Here is a 26,142-nt window from a genome sequence, read left to right as displayed (position 1 = left end):
GTCCCCGCCATTCGGCGGGGACGGAACCTTCCGGCCCATTTATGTTTACTGTGTGATATTGTTATATATCCTTGCGCAAGTGTGGAAAACACCGTACAATAATAGGAGATTATGCATTTGTAAATAGTATATGAGGTGAATTGTTTATGAATAGAGAGAATAGCGGTTGTCTAATTGATCTTCATGCCCATCTGGACGGTAGTGTGACCGTAGATATTGCGAAAAAGCTGGCTGCACTGCAGAATATTGCGCTGCCAACGGACAAGGATGACGAACTTCTGGCGCTTTTGTCGGTGCCGGAGTCTTGCGAGAGTTTAAATGACTTTTTGCAGTGCTTTGACCTGCCGGGGAAACTGATGCAGACACTGGAAGGATTGAAGAATGCAGTGACTCTTGTGTTGGAGAATATGGCAGCGGATGGCGTGATCTATGCGGAACTGCGCTTTGCGCCGCAGTTTCATACATTGGATGGTATGACTCAGGAGGAGGCAGTGCAGGCGGCCATCGCGGGTTTAAAGGATGCTCCGATTCCGGCAAACCTGATCTTGTGCTGCATGCGCGGCGAGGGCAATGAAAAGGAAAATGAGGAAACCATGATGCTGGCTAAGCAATATCTGGTTGAGGACCATGGTGTGACGGCTATGGATCTTGCCGGAGCAGAGGCACTGTTCCCGACAGAGAAATATCTCGGTCTGTTTGAAAAGGCAAAGGCAATGGGAATCCCGTTTACTGTTCATGCGGGAGAGGCAGCAGGACCGGAGAGTGTACGCGCGGCAATCCAGACTGGAACAAAACGGATCGGTCACGGGGTGCGCAGTACGGAGGATGAAAGCGTGGTGGAACAGATCCGAGACAGAGGCATTACTCTGGAAATGTGCCCGACCAGTAACCGTCAGACGCACGCAATCCCGGATATGAAACAGTATCCACTGATTCCTTTCCTGGAAAGCGGAATCAGGGTTACGCTCAATACGGATGATATGGGAATTGAGCGAACCTGCCTGTCAAAAGAATTTGAATATTTGAGACGCGAGTTTGGATTGACAAAAGCACAGGAAAAGAAATTATTGCTGAATGCGGCAGATGCGGCGTTTGCAAGTGAGGAAACGAAGGAGATGCTGCGGGAGAAGATTCTTGCGGTGTATGCAGCAGATTGAGTGCAGATGTAGGAATCGCAGAACCAGAAGGGAAAATGTTCTATTCAAACGGATTCTATGGCAGAATTGTTGATTCAGAATATTCAAAATACGTTCCGACTTGAAATTGGAACCGCCGCTGCGATAGAATGGAACAAAGGACTGCTGAGTCTGACACTCAGTGAGGAAGATGGTTCTAGGAGAACGCGCCGATATCTTCCACTGGGAATCGGTATAACAGGAGGATTTTTTATGAAAAAAGTTACCGCAATCGGAGAACTCTTAATTGACTTTGTCCCACAGCAGAAAGGCTGCGCACTCAAAGATGTAACTGAATTTAAACGCGTGGCAGGAGGCGCTCCTGCCAATGTCGTCACCGCTGTCAGCAAACTTGGCGGTCGCGGTGTTATGATTTCTCAAGTCGGAAAAGATGCATTCGGAGAACACATCCGAGATGTATTGCAGGAAAATGGCGTAGACACCAGATATGTATTCCAAACCGAGAAAGCGAATACCGGTCTTGCCTTCGTTTCCCTGGATGCAGGTGGAAACCGCGAATTTTCTTTTTTCCGCAATCCAAGCGCGGATCTGTTTCTCGCTCCGGAACAGATTACAGAAGAAATGTTAACTGACACAGCAATCATCCATTTCTGTTCTGTTGATCTGGTAGACGCTCCGATAAAACATGCACATGAGAAACTGATTCAAATGGCACAGGAAAAAGGAATCCTTGTCAGCTTTGATCCAAATGTCCGGCTTCCTCTGTGGAATAGTCCGGAAGACTGTCAGAAAACCATTCGGGAATTTCTTCCGATGGCAGACATTATCAAACTTTCCGATGATGAAGTCGAATTTGTTACCGGATGCAAAACCGAAACGGAAGCTGTTGCAAAATTGTTCGAAGGGCGCTGCAAGCTGGTGATTCTGACCAGGGGCGCAAACGGTTCCAGTGTTTATACCAAAACAGCTGCAGCTCATACGCCTGCCCGCAAGGTGAAACAGGTCGTTGATACAACTGGCGCAGGCGACTCCTTCGCAGGTTCCTTCCTCTTCCAGCTTGTCCAGTCTGGCTGCACGAGAGACGACCTCGACTCCATTTCTGAGCGGGACCTGACTCAGTTTTTAAATTTTTCTGCCGATTACGCCGCTCTTACCGTTGGAAAGATGGGCGCTGATATGGCAACAATGGAAGAAATGAAACGCGCGTATGGCGTATAAAAAACTCCCAGGCACCGGATAAGTACCGATGTCTGGGAGTTTTTATTAGTTGTTTCTATCTCGTTCCCGATATATAATAGAAGAAAACAATCAAGGGGATTATTATGATTAACCGGGAAGATATGCTGGAATTGACCAGGCGCATGACACCGGCACGCTCGTCGGTTGGGCGGATCGCCGGGGCATATTTTGACGAGGAAGGCTATGTGGACGGAACCTTCAATACCAATTTTTTGAAACTGTCTGTGCCGGAGCGGACGAAAAACTTAAATCTTGCCAAGTCTGTGTTATTTTCGAGCACCAATGAACAGTTAAAAGAATATCGCATTCCAGACAGCGCAAGAAAGCCGGGCGGATTATGGCAGCTGCTTAACGCCATCAAAAAAGACGGTATGAAGAATGATGCGTCGTTGGATTTGTTTTACGAAGTATTTGGAGAACATTTCCAGCCAGGTTACCCGTATGCGGTATTTCTCTTCCACGGACGGTACGATGTACCAGTAAAGGGAAGTGACAAAGAGTGGCTGGAGGGATCCGAGGAGATTTACGAATATCTGATCTTAACTGTCAGTCCGCTGGCAGGGGAGTATGAGCCGGGAGAGGCAGAGTTTGGATTTTTATACCCGGCATTTAAGGAGCGCGGCGCAGCACTGAATTTTGTAAATATCTTTGAAAAGAATCCAGAGCGCGTGCACCGAAAACTGGGTGCCTGGATCTTAAAAGGTTAAGTGCTATGGCTAGTCGAAACAGGATGAAGTTGCAGCAGGCGGTCTGGATTCTGAATCTGTCCGAGAAAGATGATTTTGATACAGCCAAAAAGAAGTACCGGAAGCTGATGGGAACTTTTCACCCAGATGCGGTGGACCGGGATCAGCCGGAGGAAATCCGTCAGGAATATGTGCGGCGTTCCCAGGAAATCAATGAGGCATATCAGGTTCTACGGGAAATTTCGAAGCAGGGAAAATGGGGGAGTGTGCAGAGCTGCTTTGAGAAACAGCAACGTAGTGGAACGAATTCAGCGAAGGGACACAGTGGACAAAAACAGGCAGGTGGGTATCGTGAACAAAACTGGAAAGAGAAATATCAGCAAAACTCTGCTTCAGATCGCGAAAAATGGGCTCCGTACCAGAATGGCGAGGAGAATGAATCTGCGTTTTGTGAGCGTAATATTTACTGCCATTACAGTATGAAAACCGAGACGGAAACACCGCTTTACTATAAAGCAGCCCGGGGACGGTATTTCTGGAATCCGGAAGAAGAGACCTTTTCTTTGTTTCTGACCAGTCTTCATCATGCGTCAAAGGAACTGCTGGAACAGGCGGAGGAAGCGTGGCTGACATCTGGAAAAGGGAAAATGGGTATCAGTGCCGAAGAACGATTTGCGCGTCAGGCGCAGCTGATCCCTCTTCTGGCAGGACAGTTTCTTCATCCGGTCAAGACGCTGAAGCGTCTGGCAAAACCAGAACAGAGCGATGAGAATGGACGTGTGATCTACCATTTTCAGGCATTTCTTGGCTCAGGGCCGTATGGAACATTTGGAAAACGGCTGGATGCGTTAAACGAGGGAGACTGGTTGTTTCCAGAGTCATTTCAGGGAAATAAGATCATGGTAAAGACGCAGGAAGAAATGAGTCTGGGTCACCTTTCGCTGAAAGAGGACTGGCTGTATTTCTGTCTGATCCCGCTTCTGAAAAAACGGAAAGGCCAGATAAAAATGGTGGTGCGGCAGAAAAAGGCGGTGCGAAAGAATGGAAGACGCCAGACTGTGGCAGAGATTGATCTGTATTTCCGTATGGAACCGGAGCTATCGTGGCATGCTGACAGTGATACGAATCTTGAAATTGCAAAGATTTTGAACTTTTGATCTTCGGGAAAGTTGGGGTGATATTATATAATGAAGAAACGGGAATTTTACCTGCCGTCCAGTGACGGGAAAAACAGGCTGCATTGTGTGGAGTGGATGCCGGAATTAAAAAATGGACAGCAGCCGCAGATTCGGCTCTGGGTACAGCTGGTACATGGGATGAATGAGCACATGGGCCGCTACGGAGAATTTGCATCTTTTCTGGCAGAGCATGGCATTGCCGTGATCGGGCATGACTGTCTTGGACATGGCTCAACAGCGCCGTGCAAAGAAGAACGGGGATTTTTCGGGGAACATCAGGGTGGAACGTTCCTGATTCGTGATATGCACCGCATTGCCAGCTACGGAGCCAAACGGTTCTCACATGCAAAGCATGTGATGTTGGGACACAGTATGGGTTCTTTTCTGACCAGACGGTATCTGGCGGCCTATCCGGGGGCAGAACCGGATGGCGTGATCCTGTTAGGCACAGGTTTTCCATCTCCCGGCCTTGTGTTTACCGGCGAAATGCTAGCGATGATGTTTGGAAAATTATGTGGAAATCATTATCGGAGCCGTCTGCTGTATGAAATGTCGATTGGAAATTACAGCCGGAAATTCTGGCCGATCCGGACACATTATGACTGGCTGACCAGGGACGAGCGTTATGTAGACCGTTTTCTGCACAATGAAGTCTGTAATTTTATCTTTACGGCAGGAGGATACCGGGACTTTTTCCATGAGATTCGCGCTGCAGAAGAGGCAGAACAAGACGGATATATTCCGAAAACGATTCCGTATCTGATCCTGTCCGGTGACCAGGACCCGGTGGGAGAGCAGGGGAAAGGTGTCAAAAAGCTGGTGAAGCTGTATCAGAAAATTGGAGTGGAAGACGTAACAATGAAGCTATATCCGGGGGCACGCCATGAGGTTCTCAATGAGGTGAATCGGCAGGAAGTGTTTGGGGACATAATAGAATGGTTAGAAAATATAAGCACAAAAAGAGCCAATTGACGACAAAAAAGTAGTTTGGAAAATATATGTATGATACACTATTTGTGTTGTCCCACCAATACCTGGCAACAGGAGGAGGTGTTTGTGTGGAATACATTGTTACTTTTATTGTTACTGTCGCAGGTGGTGTGGTTTGCCACTACATCATCAAATGGCTAGACAGTAAGCATGAGGACGACAAAGAATAGCCGACTGGATGCTTGGCCAGGATAATAAACAAGAAGAAGCCCTCAACTGTGCGGCAACACGGTTGAGGGCTTCGTTCTTTGTTCGTGTGGAACATTGCTACTTTTTGCCTAATGGCATTATAGCATATGCAGACAAGGAATGCAATATTCTTCAAACACGAAATATCACAAAAAAATTTTACAAAATTTTACAAACATTCACTGCTCCAGACTTCCTCAGCAATTTCTTTGACCAGAGCCAGTTTTGCCCACTGTTCTTCTTCGGTGAGCTTATTGCCGATTTCACAGGATGCGAAGCCGCACTGCGGGCTGAGATACAGGCGGTCGAGCGGGATATATCTGGCAGCTTCATGGATCCGGCGGATTACGGTCTCCTTGTCCTCAAGCTTCGGGGATTTGGTTGTGATCAGACCAAGTACCACTTTTTTGTCCGGGCTTACCTTTGCGAGCGGAGCGAAGCCACCGGAACGCTCATCGTCATATTCCAGATAGAGGGCATCAACGTGTTCCTGGGCGAAAACATAATCTGCAACGGAGTCATACGGACCGCTGGTAAAGAAGGTAGAGTGGTAGTTTCCGCGGCAGATGTGAGAGTTGATCACCATGTCGGCCGGTTTTGCTTCCAGCGCCAGATTGTTGACTTTCAAAAGTTCGGTCTTTACGTCGTCCAGATTAAGACCGAGAGCACTGTAACGCAGTTTGGCAGCATCGCCTACGACTGCGCCCCAGGTACAGTCATCGAACTGGAGGTTGCGGCATCCGGCTTCATAAAACTGACGGATCACGTCCTGGTAAGCGACACCGATGTCATGGATCAGTTCTTCGTTGGTCGGATAGAACTTTCTGGTGCTTTCCAGGTTTAGTGGAACGATCATCTGCTGGAACATCTGGGCTGGAGCTGGAATGGTATATTTTGCAACGGTATTCTCATCCTCGAACTGCTTTAAGAATTTAAAGTACTCTACAAAAGGATGTGCTTTCGCTTTTACCTTGCCAACTAGATAAGTATCTTCAACTGCTGCAAGCTCTGCGTGAAACGGTACGCCGGAACCGCTCTGTTTGTGGGCAACACCATCAAAACCCCACATAAAGTCTAGATGCCAGTAGGTTCTGCGGAATTCTCCATCGGTGATCACATGATAACCGGCAGCCTTTTGCTTTGCCACAACATCGCGGATCGCATCGTTGATCACGGTGTCTAACTGATCTTTGCTGATCTTGCCTTCTTCGAACTGTTTTTTGGCCTCTTTTACGGATTCCGGGCGTAAAAAGCTGCCTACGTAATCATAACGGAATGGTGTATAGAAATTGCTCATGGGGAATGCTCCTTTTCGATTGTTTTTCCATTTGCAGTCTGGAATTGATGTATTTATTGTACGGACAAGCAGGGAATTTGTAAAATATGGGAAAACAGCGGTTTGCCATAGGATAAAACTATAGCGAATCGCTGTTTTTGTTGTCTGACATATCGAGGCGGTGGCAGGGGAGAGTCTGTTGATTTTATTGGAAATTTGGTTACGTGCAGTAACGGAATGCTTTGTCGGTTATGATCCGGGCAAAGATCAGTCCAAGAGGCAAAGCAATGATGATCATGATCGCAGCGGCGGACCAGGAGACTGCTTCGGTCAGCGACATGATGCCAAAGTTGTAGATTGCCCGGTACAGATAAAGCCCCGGAACCATGATTACGATGGATGGAACGGTAAGAGAGATCCGCGGATAACCATTGTATTTTTTGATCAGGGAAGACAAAAGTCCTGCCGTGAGCGCACCGCTGAATGCGGCGGCTGCAGCTGGTACACCGGCAAGATCCACAAGCTCCAGACGGAGGGTATTGGCGATGGCGCCTATGATGGCGGCGGTCGCAGCAATCGGGATGGAGCTGTTGAACATAATGGAGAAGCCAAACACACCAAAGAAGCTGGCAATCAGTCTTAGCAGCAGGTGAAGACCCGGGGCAAGATTCATGGAAGAAAAATCCTGCGGATGCAGGTTGAGAAGAAGTGCCATGATCCAGGCAAACATGGTTGCCACAACAACGATGATGATGGAATAGGTAAGCCGTTCCAGACCGGATCTCAGATCAAGCTTTGCAAGGTCGATCCCGCTGGTAATAAACGGGAATCCAGGGATGATGAAAAGCATGGAACACAGGTATCCAGCCTCATGAAATTCGGGTATATGAAAGATAAGTTCGGCCAGGTTCAGCAGCAGGGCATAGACCAGGCATGCTGCGGATACGGAGACCGCGATATTCATATAGAGGGTAAAATGATGCTTGATCAATTTGGTGCGGATGAGGTTTCCAATTCCGGCTGCAAGAAAGGCAAGGATCATTTCCACAGGACCTCCGCCAAGCAGAAAGGTGAAAGCACAGCAGGCGATGGCGGCCGCCAGACCCAGTCGGAGCGGAGAGTAAAGCGCATGAATTCTCTCGATTTCATCCAGGCACTTGTGGATTTCTTCTCCAGTCAGGTGCGCTTCCTCGTGCGGAAAACTGTCAACAAACTGCTCCATGCGGTATAGTTTGGCTGTGTTGACTCCGGTGTTGGCGATGCACAGTGACTGGGAAACACAGTCATGACCGTCAAAACAGTTAAATTCAATGGACATAAGACCAACATCTACCGCGCACGTAACCCCCAGTTCTCTGGAAAGCCGGTTCATGGAAGTGCGGACACGCCAGGCTCCGGTTCCGCAGGAAAGCATGATCAGCCCAACCCGACCGATGACGGATGCTTTTTCAATCAATCCGGCTTTTGCGATCAGCACGTGGCTGTCTGCATCTGCATAAGCATGCCATGGAATTTCCATGTGATTTTTTTCCATAATGTCGGTATAGGCCTGCGGCTGACCGGTTGTGAAGGGATTATTTATCATCGGTACTCACTCTTTTCTGGTATTTTTGCTGCTGTTTGCGCTGCCCGTAAACAGTGACATATTTTTCTCAAAGAGATTATACCTTTGTGTGTACAATATGAAAACAGTATCATTGATATAGTGATTATATAAAATTTGTATGGCTTGATTTTCGAAAAAATCTGCTATTCCACCCGCAGCCGTCCCCTGGTTTCATAATCCATGCGGCTTTCTGCCACATTCTGTTCAATCAAATAATTTATATAAGTAGGGCGTGCTCTTTAATCATGATTGGTCTGTCGGGAAGTTGTGAAGAGTTTTTCTGCGTGTTTCCCATGCTTCATCCACATAAACGCGCCGGTGCAGATGATCACAGACAGAAATGAACCGGCTGGTGCGGCAAATCCCATCGGGAACAGCGTGTCCGGGTACTGTCTGGATGCCAGGTAAGCAATCGGAATACGTGCGCAGATAATGGCCGCCAGGTTGTGCATAAAGGAAATACCGGAAAGGCCATACGCGCAGAAATATCCGCTGAAGCAGAAGTGAATCCCGGCAAAAATGGTGTCCCAGATATAGCTGTGCAGATACTGGCTGCCGAGACGGACCACATCGGCGTTATCAGAAAACAGATGGACTGCCGAGCCGCCCAGAAACTGCATGAGTACGGAGATAATGATACCGTAGGAAACGGTAATACTCATGGCGCAAAGCAGCGTCTGGCTTGCCCGCTCGTGCTTTCCGGCACCGATATTCTGGGCAGAGAGTGCAGAAACAGTAGAGAGCATGGAGGACGGGACCAGGAAAAACAGGCTGATCATTTTTTCCACGATACCGACTGCCGCTGCATCGTTTAAGCCACGGCGGTTGGCAATGATGGTGATCACGATGAATGCGATCTGAATGAATCCGTCCTGCATGGCGATCGGAAAGCCAATCTTTAAAAGATTTCCCATAACCGATCTGACTGGTCTTAAATTTACAGGCTGAAAACCCGGAATCATCTTCTTGCGGAATACCATGGTCAGGGAGACCAGCACGCTGATCGTCTGGGACAGGGTAGTGCCAAGTGCTGCACCGGCAGGCCCCATATGCAGTGCTCCAATGAACAGGTAGTCGAGGGCAATGTTAAACGCACAGGCAATGGCGATGAAATACATCGGACTTTTCGAGTCTCCCATCCCGCGGAAGATGGAGCTGATGATGTTGTAAGCCGTGATAAATGGAATGCCGATAAAGCAGATCGTTAAGTAAGTGATGGTATTCTTCACGGCTTCCTGCGGAGTGGACATGATTGCTACAATCGGCTTTACAAAGTACAGCAAAACTACGGTAAGGCAAATGGAAAGCAGCATGAACAGTGTTACGGTATTGCCGATGGACTGGTTCACCTGTTCGCGGTCATTGGCGCCGACGGCACGTCCGATCATGACGGTTGTTCCCATGGCCAGTCCGACGATCATGACGGTCAGCATGTGCATGACCTGGCTTCCGATGGAAACGGCCGTAGTGGCACCGACTCCGTTAAACTGGCCGATGATGAACAGGTCGGCAGTTCCGTAAAGCGTCTGAAGAAAATAAGAAAGAAAGTACGGAAGCGAGAACAGTAAGATGGTTTTTGGTACGCTTCCGGTTGTTAAATTATGTTCCATGAAAGTTTGTCCTCCTTGTACTTCTTATTATAAACATTACAATGATTGCAGAGTCAAGAGCATCTTTCCTGATTACAAAAAATCTGACGATAAAAATTTGTCACAAGAGGGAAGTCTCTGGACTGAAAAATTTGACAAATTTTGATACAAATATGTCAAATCTGTCGCGGAATGCGCAGAATCTATGCTATATTGTCGCTGTATTACGCTTGAAAATAGAATGCAGGCAATTGAGGAGAAACAGGCAATGAACAGCAGTTACAGGAGAGAAGAACTTTATCTGGAGCAGGATACCAGGATCGGTCAGGATGCATTAAATGCCATCAAGTCGGCAATCGCGAACAATCATGCAGTCGGTACCATGGTTGGATATTACGATGACCAGCTGACCTTTCTTTCCGTCAGTGACTATCTGTTAGATAACCTGAATTACAGACCGGAGGAATTTTATGCATTCGCAAAAGGTTCCCTTAAAAATATCTGCTGCGGAAAAAGTCTCTGCTGGCTGGAGCCGGAGCAGCTTCGAAAAATGCAGGGCGCGCTGGAAGGCCAGATGATCACCGGAGACGGCACTCCGGTTGATGTCCAGGTGTACAAAGCTGATGCAAACGACGCGGACGGCAGACCGGTCTGAATCCTGGCAGTTCGCGTGGACTGGGAGTATGAGAACTATATTCTGATCAACGAGGCCATCCAGTCTGGTCCCTGGTATATGGACTGCGGCCGGGACGGAACGATTCTGAGGGTAAACTGGAGTGATACCTTCCGGGTTATGCTGGGGTATCATGATGTGGTCGATTTCCCGGATGTGCTGGAATCCTGGTCGGAGCTTTTGCATCCGAATGACCACGACCGGGTGGTGTCGCGGCTTCATGAGGCAATCCGGGATACCTCGAACCAGACGAAATATCATGTGGATTACCAGTTAAAGCGGGCGGACGGTTCGTATCACTGGTACCGCGCCATTGGCGAGATCATCCGCAGACGCGACGGAAGCGCACGGCGAATTGCGGGAATCTTCATCAATATCGATCAGGAAAAGGCAGCCCTGATGCAGATCCAGCGCTCCAATGCGTTTCATCAGGCTTTTACGAAAGCAAATCTTTGTGAGTATTATGTGGATCTTCAGAACAACTCCTTCGAATCGTTAAAAGTAGAGCCGTCCCTGATGAGCATTTTTGAGCAGAGCTATACCTGGGACGAGCTGATCAGTGCCTTTGTGGAAAACTATGTATGTGCCGATGACAAAATATCAGTGAAAACCTTTTATGACCGGAAAAATATGGAGGAAAAGCTTTCTTCTGTCGATAGTGAACAGAGTCTGGAATGCCAGATTCTCTTAAACGGGCAGCAGCGCTGGATCCGCAATGTGATCATGCGCGGGGAACTGGAAGGCACTCAGTATGCCATCATCTTTTTGCGCGATATCACGGAAGCAAGGGAGGAAGAAGAAAAACGGCAGAAAATGCTGGATGATAATTCTGCCATGGCCCATCTCATCCACAGCATGATCCATGTTGTCGATCATTTCGCGATCTGTGACCTGAAATACGACCGGTATGAATACTATAACATCAACATAGAGCAGAAATATCCGCCAAAGGGATCCTACAGCAATTTTGCCGGGATGGTGACGGAGCGTTTTAAGACGCTGGAGAAGCAGGAGTGCCTGGCGGTCTGCCTTTCTACAGAGCATTTACGCAGGCAGATCAGACAGGAAAGCGACAGTTATAAGTTTGAGTACTGCTCAATGGATGAGAAAGAGTTCCGGATGGCATCGTTTGTGCCGATTGAGTGGGAGCAGGGGACGCTGACAAAGGTTTTATGGATCTCCATGGACATTTCCGCGGAAAAACGGGTAGAGATGGAATCAAGAAAAGCCTTAAAGGATGCCTTCCGGGCGGCTGACCGCGCGAGCAAGGCAAAAACAGAATTCCTTTCCAATATGAGCCACGATATCCGGACTCCCATGAATGCGATCGTGGGACTGACTGCGCTGGCGGGCGCGAATATTGAGAATCAGGAGCGGGTTACAAACTGCCTTGGGAAGATCACAAAGTCCAGCAGGCACCTGCTGCGTTTAATTAACGAAGTGCTGGATATGGCACGTATTGAGAGCGGAAAAATTTCCCTGACCGATGAAGAGTTCGGCCTTTCGGATCTGGTAGATAACCTGATCTTTATGATCACGCCTGACATTGAGGAGCACGGGCATCACTTAAAGGTCAATGTGGAACATCTGGAGCATGAAGCAGTCTGCGGTGACAGCCTGCGCATTCAGCAGGTATTCCTCAACCTGATGGGCAATGCGGTCAAATATACGCCGGATGGCGGAAATATCAGCCTGACCATTGAGGAAAAGCCAAACGGATTTTCTGAGCTGGGCTGCTTTACCTTCTGCATCGAGGATGATGGAATCGGAATGAGCGAGGAGTTCCAGCAGATCATGTTCCAGCCGTTTACCAGGGCAGATGATAACCGGACAACCAACATTCATGGAACCGGTCTTGGCATGGCCATTGCAAGAAACATTGTCCACATGATGAATGGTGAGATTGAGGTGGAGAGTAAAGAGGGAGAGGGAACGAAAGTCACGATCACAATTTATCTGAAGCTTCAGGAGAAGGAAAGTGTCATGATCGATGAATTGACGGATCTGCCGGTTCTGGTTGTGGATGACGAGGTTTCCTGCTGTGAGAGTACTGTTGCGGCGCTGGAAGAAATTGGAATTGCCGGGGAATGGGTGACCTCCGGCGAGGAGGCGGTAGAGCGCACGGTACAACGTCATAACCGCCAGGATGACTATTTTGCGATCATCATGGACTGGCACATGCCAGGCATGGATGGTCTGGAAACCACCAGACAGATCCGTAAGTTTGCAGGCAGTGAGGTGACAATCATCGTCCTGACCGCTTATGACTATAGTGAGATTGAAGAAGAAGCACGGGCAGCAGGGGTCGATGCCTTTATCGCGAAACCGCTGTTTCCATCCAGACTGACAGCCACCTTAAAAATGCTGGTATCCGGGCAGGCAGAGCGTGAAAACCAGTCCAGGGATTATCTTTCTGAGATCGCAAAGCGTGACTATTCTGGAAAACGGATTCTTCTGGTAGAGGATAATGACTTGAACCGGGAGATTGCGGCGGAGATCATCCATATGTCCGGTGCGCAGGTGGAATGCGCTTCCAATGGAAGGGAGGCTGTGGAGAAAATCGCGTTTTCCCAGGAAAACCAATACGATCTGGTGTTTATGGATATCCAGATGCCGGTCATGAACGGGTACGAAGCGACTGCCGCAATCCGCAGCTTGCCAGGACGGCGCGGGAAGCTGCCGATCATTGCGACAACCGCGAACGCCTTTGCGGAGGATGTCCAGCTGGCGAAGAATACCGGTATGAATGAGCATATCGCAAAGCCGCTGGAGCTGAATAAGCTTTACGAAGTGCTCCGGCAGTGGCTTGGGTAAAATAAAAGAAAGTGTATCAGAACATGGAAACAAAAGAGAAACATATGGACTTAAATAACCGTTTTTTGGAAGAAGCTGTTTTTGCGATCGCAGATGGTTACTGTAGCATCAACCTCACGAAGAACCTGATCCCAGGTGTCATGCATCAGGTCGTGGACGGGGTAAATTATGACTTGAATAAACAGCTTGGAATGCCGGAAAATTCCAGCTTTACAGAGATCGTGGCGCAGTGGGCTCTGACGATCCCGGAAGAAGGACGAAAGGATTTTCTGGATGTTCTGGACCGGGAAAGTCTTTTGGCGCGTTACCGAAAGGGGGAACGCCATATTTCCTTCACGTATTGGACGAGGACGGCGACCTACGAGCCGATGCTGGCAGAGGATCATCTGGCGATGTTTGAAGATGAGAAAACGGGCGATATCCTGGGGGTAAATTATGTGCTGGACCGCACGGAGCAGTACCGCTTAAAACAATATAAAGCACAGCTGGAGCAGAAAACGCAGAAGCTGGAAGCTTTGCTGGAGGTGGAAAAGGTATACAATACCAAGCTGTACCTCGATGCGCTGACCGGTGCTTATAACCGCCGTTATTATGAAGAAGTTGTACATGATTTTACCGGTCCTTCCGGTGTGGCATTGATGGATCTGGATGATTTTAAGATCTATAATGATACCTATGGTCACCAGGCGGGAGACCGTGCCCTGGAAACTGCGGCGAAAGCGGTTCGCGCCTGCATCCGCACGGGAGATATGTTTATCCGCTATGGCGGTGATGAATTTTTGCTGGTTTTAGTCGGGATTCCGTCTCATTTCTTCCAGGCAAAGCTGGATCAGGTACGCGAAAAGGTATACCATGCCAGTGTTCCAGGGTATGCGCATATTCAGCTTTCCATGAGTATCGGAGGTGCTATGCAGACGCTTGCAGAGCCGATGGAAGCAGTTGTCTGCCGGGCAGACCGCCTGATGTACCAGGCGAAGCGTCATAAGAACAAGGTGATCGTGGAGGGCAGCGAAGAGGAACAGAGTCTGGCACATGGCGCTGCCTCCAGCCGGGAACACCAGAAGATCCTGATCGTGGATGATTCCCAGTTAAACCGGGAGCTGCTTGCTGCAATCTTAAGTGACGATTACCAGATCATGGAGGCAGAAGACGGTCAGGAAGGATTGAAAATCTTATATGAGAATCAAAAGCAGATCGCGCTGATACTTTTGGATATCAATATGCCGAAACTGGATGGGTTTGGGGTATTGAAAGCCATGAATGCAAACCATATCATCGAAGATATTCCGGTCATCATGATCTCCAGCGATGACTCGGAGGTGGTGATCCGTGAATCTTATGAGCTTGGAGCTTCTGATTATGTGAACCGCCCGTTCGATGCGCGGATCGTGTACCGCCGTGTGGCAAATACCATCAAGCTCTATGAAAAGCAGCGGCGTCTGGTGCAGCTGGTGTCCAGGCAGATCCGTAAGCAGGAGCACAATACGTCCATGCTGGTTGGGGTGTTGAGCCAGATCGTGGAATTTCGAAATGGGGAAAGCGGCTCTCATGTGCGTAACATCCGCAGAATCACAGAGCTTCTGTTAAATCACCTGACTACGATCACAGATAAATATAAGCTCACGCCGGAAGAAAAAGAGTACATTCCGCTGGCTTCCGCCCTGCACGATATTGGTAAGATCGCAGTAGATGAAAAGATTCTAAACAAGCCAGGAAGACTGACAAAGGAAGAGTTTGAGATCATGAAAACGCACAGCATGATGGGAGCCGAGATGCTCCAGAAGCTGGAGAACTTTGAGAAAGAACCGCTGCTGCAGACAGCCTATGAAATTGCCCGTTGGCACCATGAACGATGGGATGGAAGCGGATACCCGGATGGACTGAAAGAAGATAAGATCCCAATCAGTGCACAGCTGGTATCCATGGCTGACGTTTACGATGCACTCACCAGTGAACGGTGCTACAAGCAGGCGTTTTCCCATGAGACTGCGATTGCAATGATCAAAAATGGGGAGTACGGGGCATTCAATCCATTGCTGATCCAGTGCCTGACCCAGGTGGAAGAAGAACTGAAAGGGAAAAGTAGAAAATAACAGGTTTTGTATTGACAGTTTCAGCCTGTATGTCGTAAACTATGCTGCGGAATCAGTGCCGGTCGTTTGGGACCGGTGAAAAGGGAAACGGGTGGAAGTCCCGTGCGGTGCCGCCGCTGTAAGCGCATAAAAGGCAGTCTGCATTTCACTGTATCATTATGGGAAGAAATCGGACAACATTGCCGCGCAAGCCAGAAGACCTGCTTTTTCCACTTTTGCTGTCACGGTCCATGACATGGCAAGGGAAACAAGGGGAAAGTCTGCTGTTTGACACGCATGTGTGAACAGGAATAAACGTGTCCCCTGGATGCAAAATACGGTGCATCATTCGGTTTATCGTTGGATAGGCTGAATGGTGCTTTTTCTTTTTTATATGACATTGCGATAGGGCAAGTTATGTTTTTGCATCACATTCCTGCATGGGTGTACAGAAAATTAATTTTTACTCATTTTCAACATCAGGAGGGAAACAATTATGAGAAACAAGAAACTGGTAACATTAACTATGGCTGCCTGTATGATGACAGGCCTGGTAGCTGGCTGCGGCGCAAAAAATGCAGATACTGTTTCCAAGGCAGAGACTGCTGCTGAGAGCAGTGCTGAAGAATCGAAACAGGCAGAAACCGAAGAATCCAAAGCTGATGAGGCAAAGGCAGATGGTGCAGAGGAAGTTTACGAGCCGGTTACCATTACCTTAAACCTGCAGCGTTCTGGTCTGGGTGAAAATGTAGAATATACCTTTACCAAAAAGCCATCTGCTGTTGTGGCATCCGGTGATCAGATGGCAGATTTCTTCTTTGATCTGGGACTGGAAGACCAGATGGTTGGTTACACGAAGGGAAGCTGCTGGAGTACGGTTTCCCAGTATCCGGCAAGAGACAAGGTGCCGCAGCTTCTGGAGGCAGGAAAGGGCATTTCCAATCTGTCGAAAGAGGAGCTTGCAGCTACCGGCTGTGATTTCCTGATGGGCTGGGACTCTGTATTTTCTGATAAAAACTTCGGAAAAGAGTTCTGTGATGCAAACGGAATTGCCATGTATTTCCCATACGTATGCTCCGATCAGGCAACCTTTGAGGATCTTTACAAGGACTATGAGACCTTAGGAAAAATCTTCCAGGCAGAGGATGTTGCTTCTGAAAAAATACAGGCAATGAAGGACACCCTTCAGGAAGTAAAAGATACTCTCGGTGAGGATGTTTACCAGAATCCGGTTACGGTATTTGCTTATGATTCTGGTGAGGATGCACCGTTTACTGCATGTCAGGGTATGCCGGGCGACATCATCAAACTGGCTGGCGGAATCTCCATTTTTGATGACATTGAGGCTGGCTGGGCAACTCCTTCCTGGGAAGAAGTTGTAGAGCGCGACCCGGATGTGATCCTAATCCTGGACTACACCGGAGACATTTCTGAGAAGAAAAATTTTCTGGAGACCAACGAGTTCACCAAGGATTTAAGAGCAGTCAAAGAGGGCAAGATCTACTCTGCATGCTGCAGTGATATGCAGGGGTCTGCAGGTTCTGCAGAGGCGGTAAAAGAGATCGCAAAGCAGTTGTATCCGGACAAATTCTAATTGGCCCCGTTTTAGGAGAAAAAAACAGAAAATGAAATCAGAAATCAGTAAAAATAATGGACGGAAAACGGGCCGTTTTGCCGTAACACTCCTGATCGTCCTGCTTCTGATCGCGTTCGTCACAACCATTTCCGTGACACTTGGAGCCATCCATGTGTCGCCGGATGAAATCTTAAAGATCATCGTAAATAAGGCATCGGGAAGTGATCTGTTTCCGGTTACCTGGGAGCAGAAAACGGAAAATATCATCTGGAATATCCGCTTTCCGCGCGTGATCATGGCCTTTATCGTGGGAGCCGGATTATCGCTTTGCGGTGTGCTGATGCAGGCGCTGACGAAGAACCCGCTGGCAGATCCGTATGTGCTGGGCATTTCCTCCGGTGCTTCTGCCGGTGCGGTCAGTGTGATCATTTTGGGGTGGTTCAGCTTTCTGGGCGGCTATGCGGTAATCTTTGGCGCAACGCTGGGAGCGGCAGCGGCCATCTGCCTTTCCTTGAGCATCGCCTCCCTGAAGGGCAGGATTACCTCCACGCAGCTGGTTTTAGCCGGAATTGCTACCTCCGCGCTGTTTTCCGCAACCACAAACCTGATCGTGTACGGATTCAACAATGGTTCGGACAAGACAAAAATGGCGCTGTACTGGATGGTAGGTTCCTTAAGCGGTGCGACCTGGAGCCGGGTAAAATACGTCTTTATCGTGGCGGCTGTGACCATGATCCTCATCATTTTAGTTTCCAGGGAGTTGGATGTGCTGCTGCTTGGTGATGATGTGGCAGAGACATTGGGAGCTGACACCAGACGCATCAAACTGCTGATCATTCTGGCCTCCACAGTCCTGACCGGCGTGGTCGTTTCGGTCAGCGGCGTGATCGGATTTGTAGGCCTGGTCGTGCCGCATATCATGCGCGGATTTGTAGGTTCCGTGCATAAGCGGCTGATCCCGGTATCGATCCTGGGAGGCGGACTGTTCGCCATGATCGCGGACCTGATCTCCCGCGTCATCATTGCGCCGGAAGAACTGCCGATCGGCGTGATCGCGGCATTTTTCGGTGCGCCGTTCTTCCTCTATCTGATCCGGAAAGGAAGTGTGGGCCGATGAGTTTATGTGTAAAAAATCTGGATTACCAGATTGGAAATGACCAGATCCTAAAGCAGATTTCCCTGGAAATCCGGGACGGAGAGTTTGTGGGACTTGTGGGACCAAACGGCTGCGGAAAGTCCACGCTGTTAAAGCATATTTACCGCACGTACAAGCCAAAAGGCGGCACGATCTTTTTAGACGGCAAAGATATTACAGAGTTTTCTGCGAAGAAAATGGCGGGAGAACTGGCTGTCATGGCACAGGAAAACCAGCTTGAATTTGACTTTACCGTGCGGGATATGGTCATGTTTGGCCGCTACGCACACAAGAAATTTTTGGAAGGTGACACCGCAAAAGACCGGGAATTGTGCGAACAATGTCTGCGGGAAGTCGGCCTCACCGGCTATGAAAACCGCTCATATTTAAGCCTTTCCGGCGGGGAAAAACAGCGTGTTCTGCTGGCCCGTGTACTGATGCAAGAAAGCCGCTATATCGTGCTGGATGAGCCGACCAACCACCTCGATGTCAGCTACCAGTACCAGATCATGGATATTCTGCGCGGGCAGAATGTCACCGTCTTTTCCTCGATTCATGACTTAAATCTGGCAGCACTTTACTGTGACCGGATCCTGTTTTTGTATCAGGGAAAGATCGTGGACAGCGGGACCCCGGAAGAGGTGCTGACGCAGGAAAACATCCGGAAGTATTTTGGAATCGAAGCGCAGATCACGAAAAATGACGTGACCGGGAAAATTCAGATTTATTATCTGCCGGGATGGGTGAGGGAAAAAGCTTGTAAGTAACAGCAGAAATTTTACAAAATAGGAATGATTTAGGAGAATTTACTATGTTGCAGCGAATGGTAATATCGCAATTTCCAGAAATTTACCGTATTATGGAAGCCAGCTTCCCTGATGATGAGTACCGTCCATATGAAGAACAGCTTGCTCTATTCGAAGAGCCGGAGTATGGCATTTATTATATGCCAATCGGATCGGAAAGCTTAGAATCGCAAGTTCCTGATAGTGCTTTGAAAGATAAGCCAGCCGGTTTTCTTGCCGTATGGGAATTCGCTGAGTTTATCTTTGTGGAACATTTTGCAGTAGATCCGAAGCTTCGCAACAGTGGGACAGGCTCCGGTATGCTTCAGGAACTGGTAAAACTTAGTAAAAAGCCGGTTTGCCTGGAGGTGGAACTTCCAGACGCCGAATTGGCACGCAGACGTATTGGCTTTTATGAGCGCAATGGTTTTGTTTTTAATGATTATCCGTACATGCAGCCGCCGATTTCCAAGGGAAAATCTTCGGTGCCGCTTCGCATCATGACATACGGAAAGGCTGTGTCGCAGGAAGAATTCGAGCAGATTCAAAAAATTCTTTATCAGCGTGTTTACAAGTGTGAGTTGCAAAAACAAAAATGAGATTGCAATCGGTATCTGATTGTGCTATAATAAATTTAAAAGAGACATCTGCGCTAACAGATGTCTCTTAGGAGTCCCACTCCAAAAGGTGGAGTTCCCGAACTGGCTTGTTACCTCTTAAACAGAGGCGCCCGTCCTGGTGCTAACAGGGCGGGCATTTTTATTTATGCTTGTTTCTCTTATCGAGAAAGGCAAGCAACGCTACGATTAAACTGCCAAAGGACATCAGCAAAGCTAATACCCCAATGAAAATCGAAATAATTTCATAAGCGGTCATCGGCGCCACCTCCCTCGTATGTATTCCGGAAAAAACCGGTTCATTCGTCCGGGAGGCTGCCACCCCCTGTTGTGGGTTCCATGAATGTAATTTTATTATACTATGACGAAAACATCAATCAATCGTTCCTGATTCTCGTAATTCTGTAATTCTTGCAAGTCGTGCCTTTCGTTTAAAAATTCGAACTGGTCAAAAGGTTTACACAAAAACAGCATGGTGCTATATTTGAGACAGATACTAAAAATCTGTCTCATTTTTAATTTGCGGGATCTTGAAAATGTATCGTCGATGCGTCCAACCCGGAAAGTGGGATCCACAGGAGTACATTTGCTCCATGAAAGGAATGGTATGATCACCTACGAGTCTACAAGAACGGTCCACGCGCTGGTGCACAATGCGGCAGCGGAGCATAAGGACCGGGTATTTTTACAATATGAAGAAAACGGAGAGGTTTTCCGTGTTACTTATGAGCAGTTTGCGAAGGAGTGCGATGCGATCGCGGCCTGGGCCAGGGAGAAGCGGGCCGAGGTGGGGCATAAGCTGAAGGTCGGCATTCTCGGTGTCAGCAGTCACCATTATCTGGCGGTGCTGCTTGGTGTTATGAGCGGCGGCGATACGGGAATTCCGCTGGATGTGCAGCTCAATGCGGAGAAGCTGGCGGAGTGTCTGAACCGTTCGGATGTGGATGTGCTGTTTTATGACTGGGACTTTCATCCGATCACGGAGCAGGTGCAGGATGCCTGCCCGAATGTGATGGAGTATATTTCACTGCAGCATGGCAAGCATGTAAACTGTTCCGATAAGATCCTGAAGGCATACGAAGGCAGACAGGTGGAGTCAGATGCGAAGGCGGAGGAGTGCGCCATGATCCTGTTTACTTCCGGTACGACCGGGCGCGGGAAGGGCGTGATGCTGTCTAACGGCAACCTGATGGATAATAACTTCTGTACCACGGACACCAATCATCCAGAGAATGAAATCTATTTAAATGTCCTGCCGATCCACCATGTTTTCTGCTTAAACGGTGATGTGTTTACGGTCATGCGTTATGGCGGGATCCTCTGCTTAAACCGCGATATGAAGAAGCTGGCAGAGCATATTCTGCTGTTTGAGCCGACGGTCATCCGCATGGTTCCGATGATGGCGAAAGCACTGTATAACCGCATTGCAATCTTGAACCGCCAGCACCCGGAAATCCCGGTCCGCAAGGTGAAGGAGCAGGTGCTTGGAACCAGACTTCACAAGATCATCAGCGGCGGCGGCTACCTGGCACCGGATCTGGCAGCGAATTACCAGCGTCTTGGCATTGCCATTGCACAGGGCTACGGCATGTCGGAGTGTTCCCCGAAGATTTCTTCCCCGGACTGGACGAGACCGGATAAGATCGCATCGGTTGGCCGTATCGTGGACCGCTGCCAGGTGCGGATCGTGGATGGCGAGATCCAGGTAAAGAGCCCGTCTGTCATGATGGGATATTATAAGGAACCGGATAAGACTGCGGAAGCAATCACGCCAGATGGATGGCTTTGCACGGGCGATATCGGTCATGTCGATGAAGAGGGATTCTTATACCTGACCGGCCGGAAAAAGAACCTGATCATCTTAAGCAACGGTGAGAATGTAGCACCGGAGGAACTGGAAAATCTCTTTGAAGATGAGCGCCTGATCGAGGACATTCTGGTGTACGGGGCAGATGACATGATCTGCGCAGAGGTGTACCCGAACTACAAGTATGCGGAGGCTGCGAATATCACTGATATTGATGGAACCGTGGCCCAGATCATCAAAAAACACAATGAAGAGCTGCCGACCTTTAAGCGCATTCTGCGCAGCAATATCCGGGAAGTTCCATTTGCGAAAACCTCTTCGAAAAAGATCATCCGTAACCAGTATCTGGAAGGCAAAAAGACTGAGGAACAGAGCGAAAAGAACCTGCGTATGCCGGAAACGGAGCTTCAGAAGCAGATTTATGAGTGCATTGCAGGCGTGCTGGGACACCGCCGTTTTGGCATCGGTACGGAGCTTTATGAGGCTGGCCTGGACTCCCTTGGAAGCGTCATGCTGCTGACAGATCTTTACCAGATCTTAAAGATTTCCATGACATTAGATGATCTGGTGCAGCACGCATCCGTGCTGAAGCTGGAGGCATTTGCAAAGGAGGGAGCAGGGAAAAACCAGGTGGATTACACGGTGCGCCCAGTATATCCGCTGACCAACCTGCAGCTCTATTTTGCCTATGTCATGCGTGGAAATACCACGGCAAACCTGCCGTTTTTCTACAAGCTGGATGAGCGTACCGACCTGCGCCGCCTGAAATTTGCGGTGGAGCAGCTGTTTGAGGTGCATCCGGAATTAAAGGCCATCATCCAGATGTCCGAGGGCCGTTACCAGATGTTCCGCGATGATAAACGCAAGATTGAGATTCCGGTCGTGAAGCTTGGGGATGCCCAGTGGGAGGAGACGCGGAAGGGACTTTTGTATCCGTATCTGTACGGCGAGGGAGAAAACCTGTTCCACATTGGCATTTACCAGACTGATTCCGCAAACTATTTCTTCTTTGACATTGCCCATATCATCGGCGATGGCATGACCATGAATGTGCTGCTGGAGGACTTAAACCAGCTGTATCTGGGCAAGGCGGTAGAGCCGGAAACCTATACGTTTTACGAGTACATCCTGGATGAAAAAGACCGGGATGCAAGAGGACTGCGTGCGAAAAATGAGGAATATTTCCGCAGCCTGATGAAGGATTTCAAGGTAAGAAAAAGCATCCTTGCCCGGAAGGACTGCTATCATCTGGAGCATGGAGTAGATGCTGTGTTAAAAGGCCGTTTTGAGAGCCTGAACCGGAAAAACGTTACGGCATTCTGCAAAAAATACGGAGTGTCAGAGAACGTCTTTTTCCTGACTGCATACAATTTAAGCATTGGTCTGTTCAGCAATGAAAAAGACACGGTTTCTTCTTCCATTCACAGTGGAAGAACCGACAGCCGCTGGAACCGTCTTGCTGGTCCGTTGTTTCTGACGTATTTCTTCCGCTGCACGGAGAAAAAAGACCAGACGGTGCCGGAGCTGCTAAAGAAAAACGGAAAACAGATCATGGATACCATGCGCTGTTACATATCGAACCTGCATGCGGACGAGATGTTCTTCCAGTATCAGGGTGACATTGTGAACTTAAATACCGTGGGAGGGTATCCGGCGAAGCGGGAACATCTGCAGTTAGATTCCCTGCCGTTCCATCTGCAGGTATTTACCGATGATCGCGGTTATTATTATGAACTGCGTTACTGGGAGAACCGGTTTGACACCCTTCAGCTTCAGAACTTTATGGAAGTGATGGAATGTCTGATGGATGCCATGCAGGAGGAAACACTGGTGCGCCGCTTAAAACGGCATCTGCCGGACAAGCTCTTCCCGCTGCATTACACGATTTTGGTGGAAGCACTGAACCAGGAAGCCAGAGGACAGCTGGTAAGCGGTGTCGATGGAAAAGAGCAGATCAAGGTATATGTCTTTGATGAGAACTGCAAGAAGAAGCCGTTTGGAGCCTGGGGAGAGCTGTATGTGATGGATCACAAGCCGGAAACCTGCTTAGATGAGATCACAAACCCGTACGGCCCTGGAAAGCTGTATGATACTGGCCGGATCGCAAGAATTTTGCCGGACGGCTCCCTGGATTTTCTGGAACAGGGCGGCAGAACCATTATGCAGGAGGGACTGACGGGCCGCCATTTCCACGATCTGCATCAGTTGGAAACTGTGCTGAAACAGATCCCGGGCGTGGAAGAGGCAGAAGCGTATGTCCGCTACGCAGAGGGCAACAAACTGCTTCTGACAGCCGAAGTCAAAGGAACCATGGAGCAGGACGAAGATGCGCTGAAGGCTTATGTAGAGGCGCAGTGCGGAAAGGCACATGTGCCGGCGGAGATTATTTGGAAATAAAAAATAGCAATCAGGGATACGTTACTGTTCATGCATTGCGCAAATGAAATGTATGTTACCTTATTGAGAAAAAAACTTCACGCTGCCTATTGACAGATGTGAAGTTTTTTTCTATACTCAATATACCCCGTGGGGGTATGTGAACGAAGCATTGACATCACAGGAAAGGTGGAATTGCATGGAAAATAAAAACCGAAAGGATTGCTGTATTCATATGGATGATAATACCCAGATGGAAGGCTGTGCTCAGAAAGACGATACAATCCGAATGGAAAATGGTGTTCCGCTGGATACTACAACTGGAATGGAAAACAGCGCTCAGGTGAAAAATAAAACTCAGAATGATGATACCGTTCCAACGGAACAGGCGCAGGCGGCAGAAATGAAAGAAGAAAAAAAGTGCTACTGCTGTCATAAAAAGAAAGAGCGTTCCGAAAAGGAATACAAGGACCTGATCCACCGTTTAAACCGCATCGAAGGGCAGATCCGCGGAATCCGCAATATGGTGGAGCAGGATGCCTATTGTCCGGATATTCTGATCCAGGTGGCAGCGGCGAATGCAGCGCTCAACAGCTTTAACAAGGTGCTTTTAGGGAATCATCTGCGTACCTGTGTGGCGAATGACATCCGCGAAGGTCACGATGAAACAATCGATGAACTGCTGAAAGTTTTGCAGCGTCTGATGAAGTAATAGCCGTAGTCTGAGTGCCATAGAAACGGTGCAGGAAAAAATGGAGAGCGAAAACGCTGTAAGTGTTTTTGAGATAAAAATAAAGAAGGAGGAATTTGCAAGCAATATGGAACAATATACAGTAACCGGTATGAGCTGCGCAGCCTGCAGCAGCCGTGTGGAAAAAGCGGTTTCCAAGGTGCCGGGCGTGACATCCTGTTCGGTCAGTCTTCTGACCAACTCCATGGGAGTGGAGGGCACGGCAAGTGCAGCTGATATCATTTCGGCAGTGCAGGAAGCCGGATACGGTGCATTGTTAAAAGGTGCCGGAAAAGACGGGGCAGTGAAAGCGCAGGCGCTGGATGCAGAGGAAGCATTAAAGGACCATGAGACGCCGGTCTTAAAACGCAGACTCTGGTATTCCCTGGGATTTTTGATCGTGCTCATGTATTTTTCCATGGGTCACATGATGTGGGGATGGCCGCTTCCGAAGTTTTTCGATGGAAATCATGTGGCCATGGGACTGATCCAGTTGATCTTAACAGCCATTGTCATGGTCATCAACCAGAAATTCTTTCTCAGCGGATTTAAGAGCCTCTGGCACAAAGCGCCGAATATGGATACTCTGGTAGCGCTTGGCTCCATGGCGGCATTCGTTTACAGCACCTACGCACTGTTTGCCATGACCGATGCCCAGGTAAAGGGCAATGCAGATGCGGTCATGAGCTACATGCACGAGTTTTATTTTGAGTCCGCAGCTATGATCCTGACGCTGATCACAGTCGGAAAGATGCTGGAGGCCCGATCCAAGGGCAAGACAACCGATGCGTTGAAGAGCCTCATGAAGCTGGCTCCGAAGACGGCGGTGGTGGTGCGCGGCGGCGAAGAGGTTACCGTTGGCATTGAAGAGGTCCAGAAGGGCGATGTCTTTGTGGTCCGCCCGGGTGAGAACATTCCGGTGGACGGCGTGGTATTAGAGGGCAGCAGTGCCGTAAATGAGGCAGCCCTGACCGGTGAGAGCATTCCGGTCGACAAGACGGTGGGAGACAGCGTGTCTGCCGCAACCGTGAACCAGTCCGGCTTTATCCGCTGCGAAGCAACGAGAGTCGGCGAGGACACCACTCTTTCCCAGATCATCCAGATGGTCAGCGATGCAGCAGCGACCAAGGCGCCGATCGCAAAGGTTGCCGATAAGGTATCCGGTGTGTTTGTGCCAACCGTCATCACGATTGCGGTGCTGACCACACTGGTATGGCTGTTTGCCGGACAGAGCATTGGCTTTGCTCTGGCACGCGGCATTTCCGTGCTGGTCATCAGCTGTCCGTGTGCGCTGGGTCTTGCGACTCCGGTTGCCATTATGGTAGGAAATGGCATGGGCGCGAAGCATGGCATTATGTTTAAGACCGCAGTTTCCTTAGAGGAAGCTGGCAAGATGGACATCGTGGCACTGGATAAGACCGGTACCATCACAAGCGGTGAGCCGAAGGTGACCGATGTGGTCCTGGCAGAGGCAGACAGTGAGCAGGAACTTCTGAAACTGGCTTATGCATTGGAAAAGAAGAGCGAGCATCCGCTTGCTCGTGCGATCAACGAGCGTGCAGAGGCAGACGGCATTACCGCAGGCGAGGTGGAAGACTTCGCAGCCCTTCCGGGCAATGGTCTTTCTGCCATTTACGAGGGCAGCGAACTCTGCGGCGGAAACTTCAC

Annotated in this window: 18 protein-coding genes and 1 riboswitch; of the genes, 15 read left to right on the top strand and 3 right to left on the bottom strand. The window is 49.0% G+C overall.

Annotation, left to right across the window (positions count from 1 at the left end; translation table 11 throughout):
• Positions 1-146 precede the first annotated feature (146 nt).
• The 5 genes from add (at position 147) to DW922_RS04210 (ending at position 5,211) form a co-directional block, all read left to right on the top strand.
• Positions 147-1,157, top strand: a complete 1,011-nt coding sequence (gene add, locus DW922_RS04230) for an adenosine deaminase (RefSeq protein WP_118725919.1) — start codon at positions 147-149, stop codon at positions 1,155-1,157.
• Between the two features lie 231 nt (positions 1,158-1,388).
• On the top strand, positions 1,389-2,354 hold the full coding sequence (locus DW922_RS04225; protein ID WP_118725918.1) for a carbohydrate kinase: 966 nt from the start codon (positions 1,389-1,391) through the stop codon (positions 2,352-2,354).
• A gap of 104 nt (positions 2,355-2,458) precedes the next feature.
• Positions 2,459-3,082 carry a DUF4317 family protein gene (locus DW922_RS04220; RefSeq protein ID WP_118721104.1) on the top strand — a complete coding sequence of 208 codons (624 nt, stop codon included), beginning with the start codon at positions 2,459-2,461 and terminating at the stop codon, positions 3,080-3,082.
• A gap of 5 nt (positions 3,083-3,087) precedes the next feature.
• The gene (locus tag DW922_RS04215; protein ID WP_118725917.1) at positions 3,088-4,218 is read left to right on the top strand and encodes a J domain-containing protein; all 1,131 of its coding nucleotides are present in this window, start codon (positions 3,088-3,090) and stop codon (positions 4,216-4,218) included.
• Positions 4,219-4,248: 30 nt separating this feature from the next.
• Positions 4,249-5,211 carry an alpha/beta hydrolase gene (locus DW922_RS04210; protein WP_118725916.1) on the top strand — a complete coding sequence of 321 codons (963 nt, stop codon included), beginning with the start codon at positions 4,249-4,251 and terminating at the stop codon, positions 5,209-5,211.
• Positions 5,212-5,587: 376 nt separating this feature from the next.
• Here the strand turns inward: DW922_RS04210 and DW922_RS04205 are convergent, their stop codons facing one another.
• The 3 genes from DW922_RS04205 to DW922_RS04195 all read right to left on the bottom strand — a co-directional run bounded on the left by DW922_RS04205 (position 5,588) and on the right by DW922_RS04195 (position 9,910).
• Positions 5,588-6,715 carry a 5-methyltetrahydropteroyltriglutamate--homocysteine S-methyltransferase gene (locus DW922_RS04205; RefSeq protein WP_118725915.1) on the bottom strand — a complete coding sequence of 376 codons (1,128 nt, stop codon included), beginning with the start codon at positions 6,713-6,715 and terminating at the stop codon, positions 5,588-5,590.
• A 199-nt stretch (positions 6,716-6,914) separates the two neighbouring features.
• Positions 6,915-8,279 (bottom strand): threonine/serine exporter family protein, encoded by a 1,365-nt coding sequence (locus DW922_RS04200; RefSeq protein ID WP_118725914.1) that lies wholly within the window; start codon positions 8,277-8,279, stop codon positions 6,915-6,917.
• Positions 8,280-8,539: 260 nt separating this feature from the next.
• Positions 8,540-9,910, bottom strand: a complete 1,371-nt coding sequence (locus DW922_RS04195; RefSeq protein ID WP_118725913.1) for an MATE family efflux transporter — start codon at positions 9,908-9,910, stop codon at positions 8,540-8,542.
• 247 nt (positions 9,911-10,157) lie between these two features.
• Here DW922_RS04195 and DW922_RS17910 point away from each other — a divergent pair, with 247 nt between their 5' ends.
• The 10 genes from DW922_RS17910 to DW922_RS04150 form a co-directional block, all read left to right on the top strand.
• Positions 10,158-10,544, top strand: a complete 387-nt coding sequence (locus DW922_RS17910) for a hypothetical protein (protein ID WP_243032045.1) — start codon at positions 10,158-10,160, stop codon at positions 10,542-10,544.
• Positions 10,545-10,559: 15 nt separating this feature from the next.
• The gene (locus DW922_RS04190; protein WP_243032043.1) at positions 10,560-13,376 is read left to right on the top strand and encodes a PAS domain-containing hybrid sensor histidine kinase/response regulator; all 2,817 of its coding nucleotides are present in this window, start codon (positions 10,560-10,562) and stop codon (positions 13,374-13,376) included.
• Positions 13,377-13,399: 23 nt separating this feature from the next.
• Positions 13,400-15,469: a diguanylate cyclase gene (locus tag DW922_RS04185; RefSeq protein WP_118725912.1), complete on the top strand. Its 2,070-nt coding sequence runs from the start codon at positions 13,400-13,402 to the stop codon at positions 15,467-15,469.
• 36 nt (positions 15,470-15,505) lie between these two features.
• Positions 15,506-15,692: riboswitch (cobalamin riboswitch) on the top strand.
• Between the two features lie 252 nt (positions 15,693-15,944).
• Positions 15,945-17,042, top strand: coding sequence for an ABC transporter substrate-binding protein (locus DW922_RS04180; RefSeq protein WP_118725911.1), 1,098 nt, complete (start codon positions 15,945-15,947; stop codon positions 17,040-17,042).
• Positions 17,043-17,073: 31 nt separating this feature from the next.
• Complete coding sequence (locus DW922_RS04175) at positions 17,074-18,141, top strand: iron ABC transporter permease (RefSeq protein ID WP_118543301.1); 1,068 nt, start codon at positions 17,074-17,076, stop codon at positions 18,139-18,141.
• Entirely contained in the window at positions 18,138-18,926 is a 789-nt protein-coding gene (locus DW922_RS04170) for an ABC transporter ATP-binding protein (RefSeq protein WP_118725910.1), read from the top strand. Before DW922_RS04175 ends, DW922_RS04170 begins: the two co-directional genes overlap by 4 nt.
• A gap of 44 nt (positions 18,927-18,970) precedes the next feature.
• The gene (locus DW922_RS04165; RefSeq protein WP_118725909.1) at positions 18,971-19,543 is read left to right on the top strand and encodes a GNAT family N-acetyltransferase; all 573 of its coding nucleotides are present in this window, start codon (positions 18,971-18,973) and stop codon (positions 19,541-19,543) included.
• Positions 19,544-20,147: 604 nt separating this feature from the next.
• Complete coding sequence (locus DW922_RS04160; RefSeq protein WP_195714997.1) at positions 20,148-23,765, top strand: AMP-binding protein; 3,618 nt, start codon at positions 20,148-20,150, stop codon at positions 23,763-23,765.
• A gap of 382 nt (positions 23,766-24,147) precedes the next feature.
• Positions 24,148-24,456 carry a metal-sensing transcriptional repressor gene (locus DW922_RS04155; RefSeq protein WP_118721115.1) on the top strand — a complete coding sequence of 103 codons (309 nt, stop codon included), beginning with the start codon at positions 24,148-24,150 and terminating at the stop codon, positions 24,454-24,456.
• Positions 24,457-24,562: 106 nt separating this feature from the next.
• A partial coding sequence (locus tag DW922_RS04150; protein WP_147353358.1) for a heavy metal translocating P-type ATPase occupies positions 24,563-26,142 on the top strand: 1,580 nt, incomplete at its 3' end.

Origin of the sequence: Clostridium sp. AM42-4, assembly GCF_003480105.1 — a bacterium.
Classification (GTDB): Bacteria; Bacillota; Clostridia; order Lachnospirales; family Lachnospiraceae; genus Brotaphodocola.
Note: the sequence above shows the minus strand (reverse complement) of the source record. Positions and strands in the feature narration are given on the sequence as shown.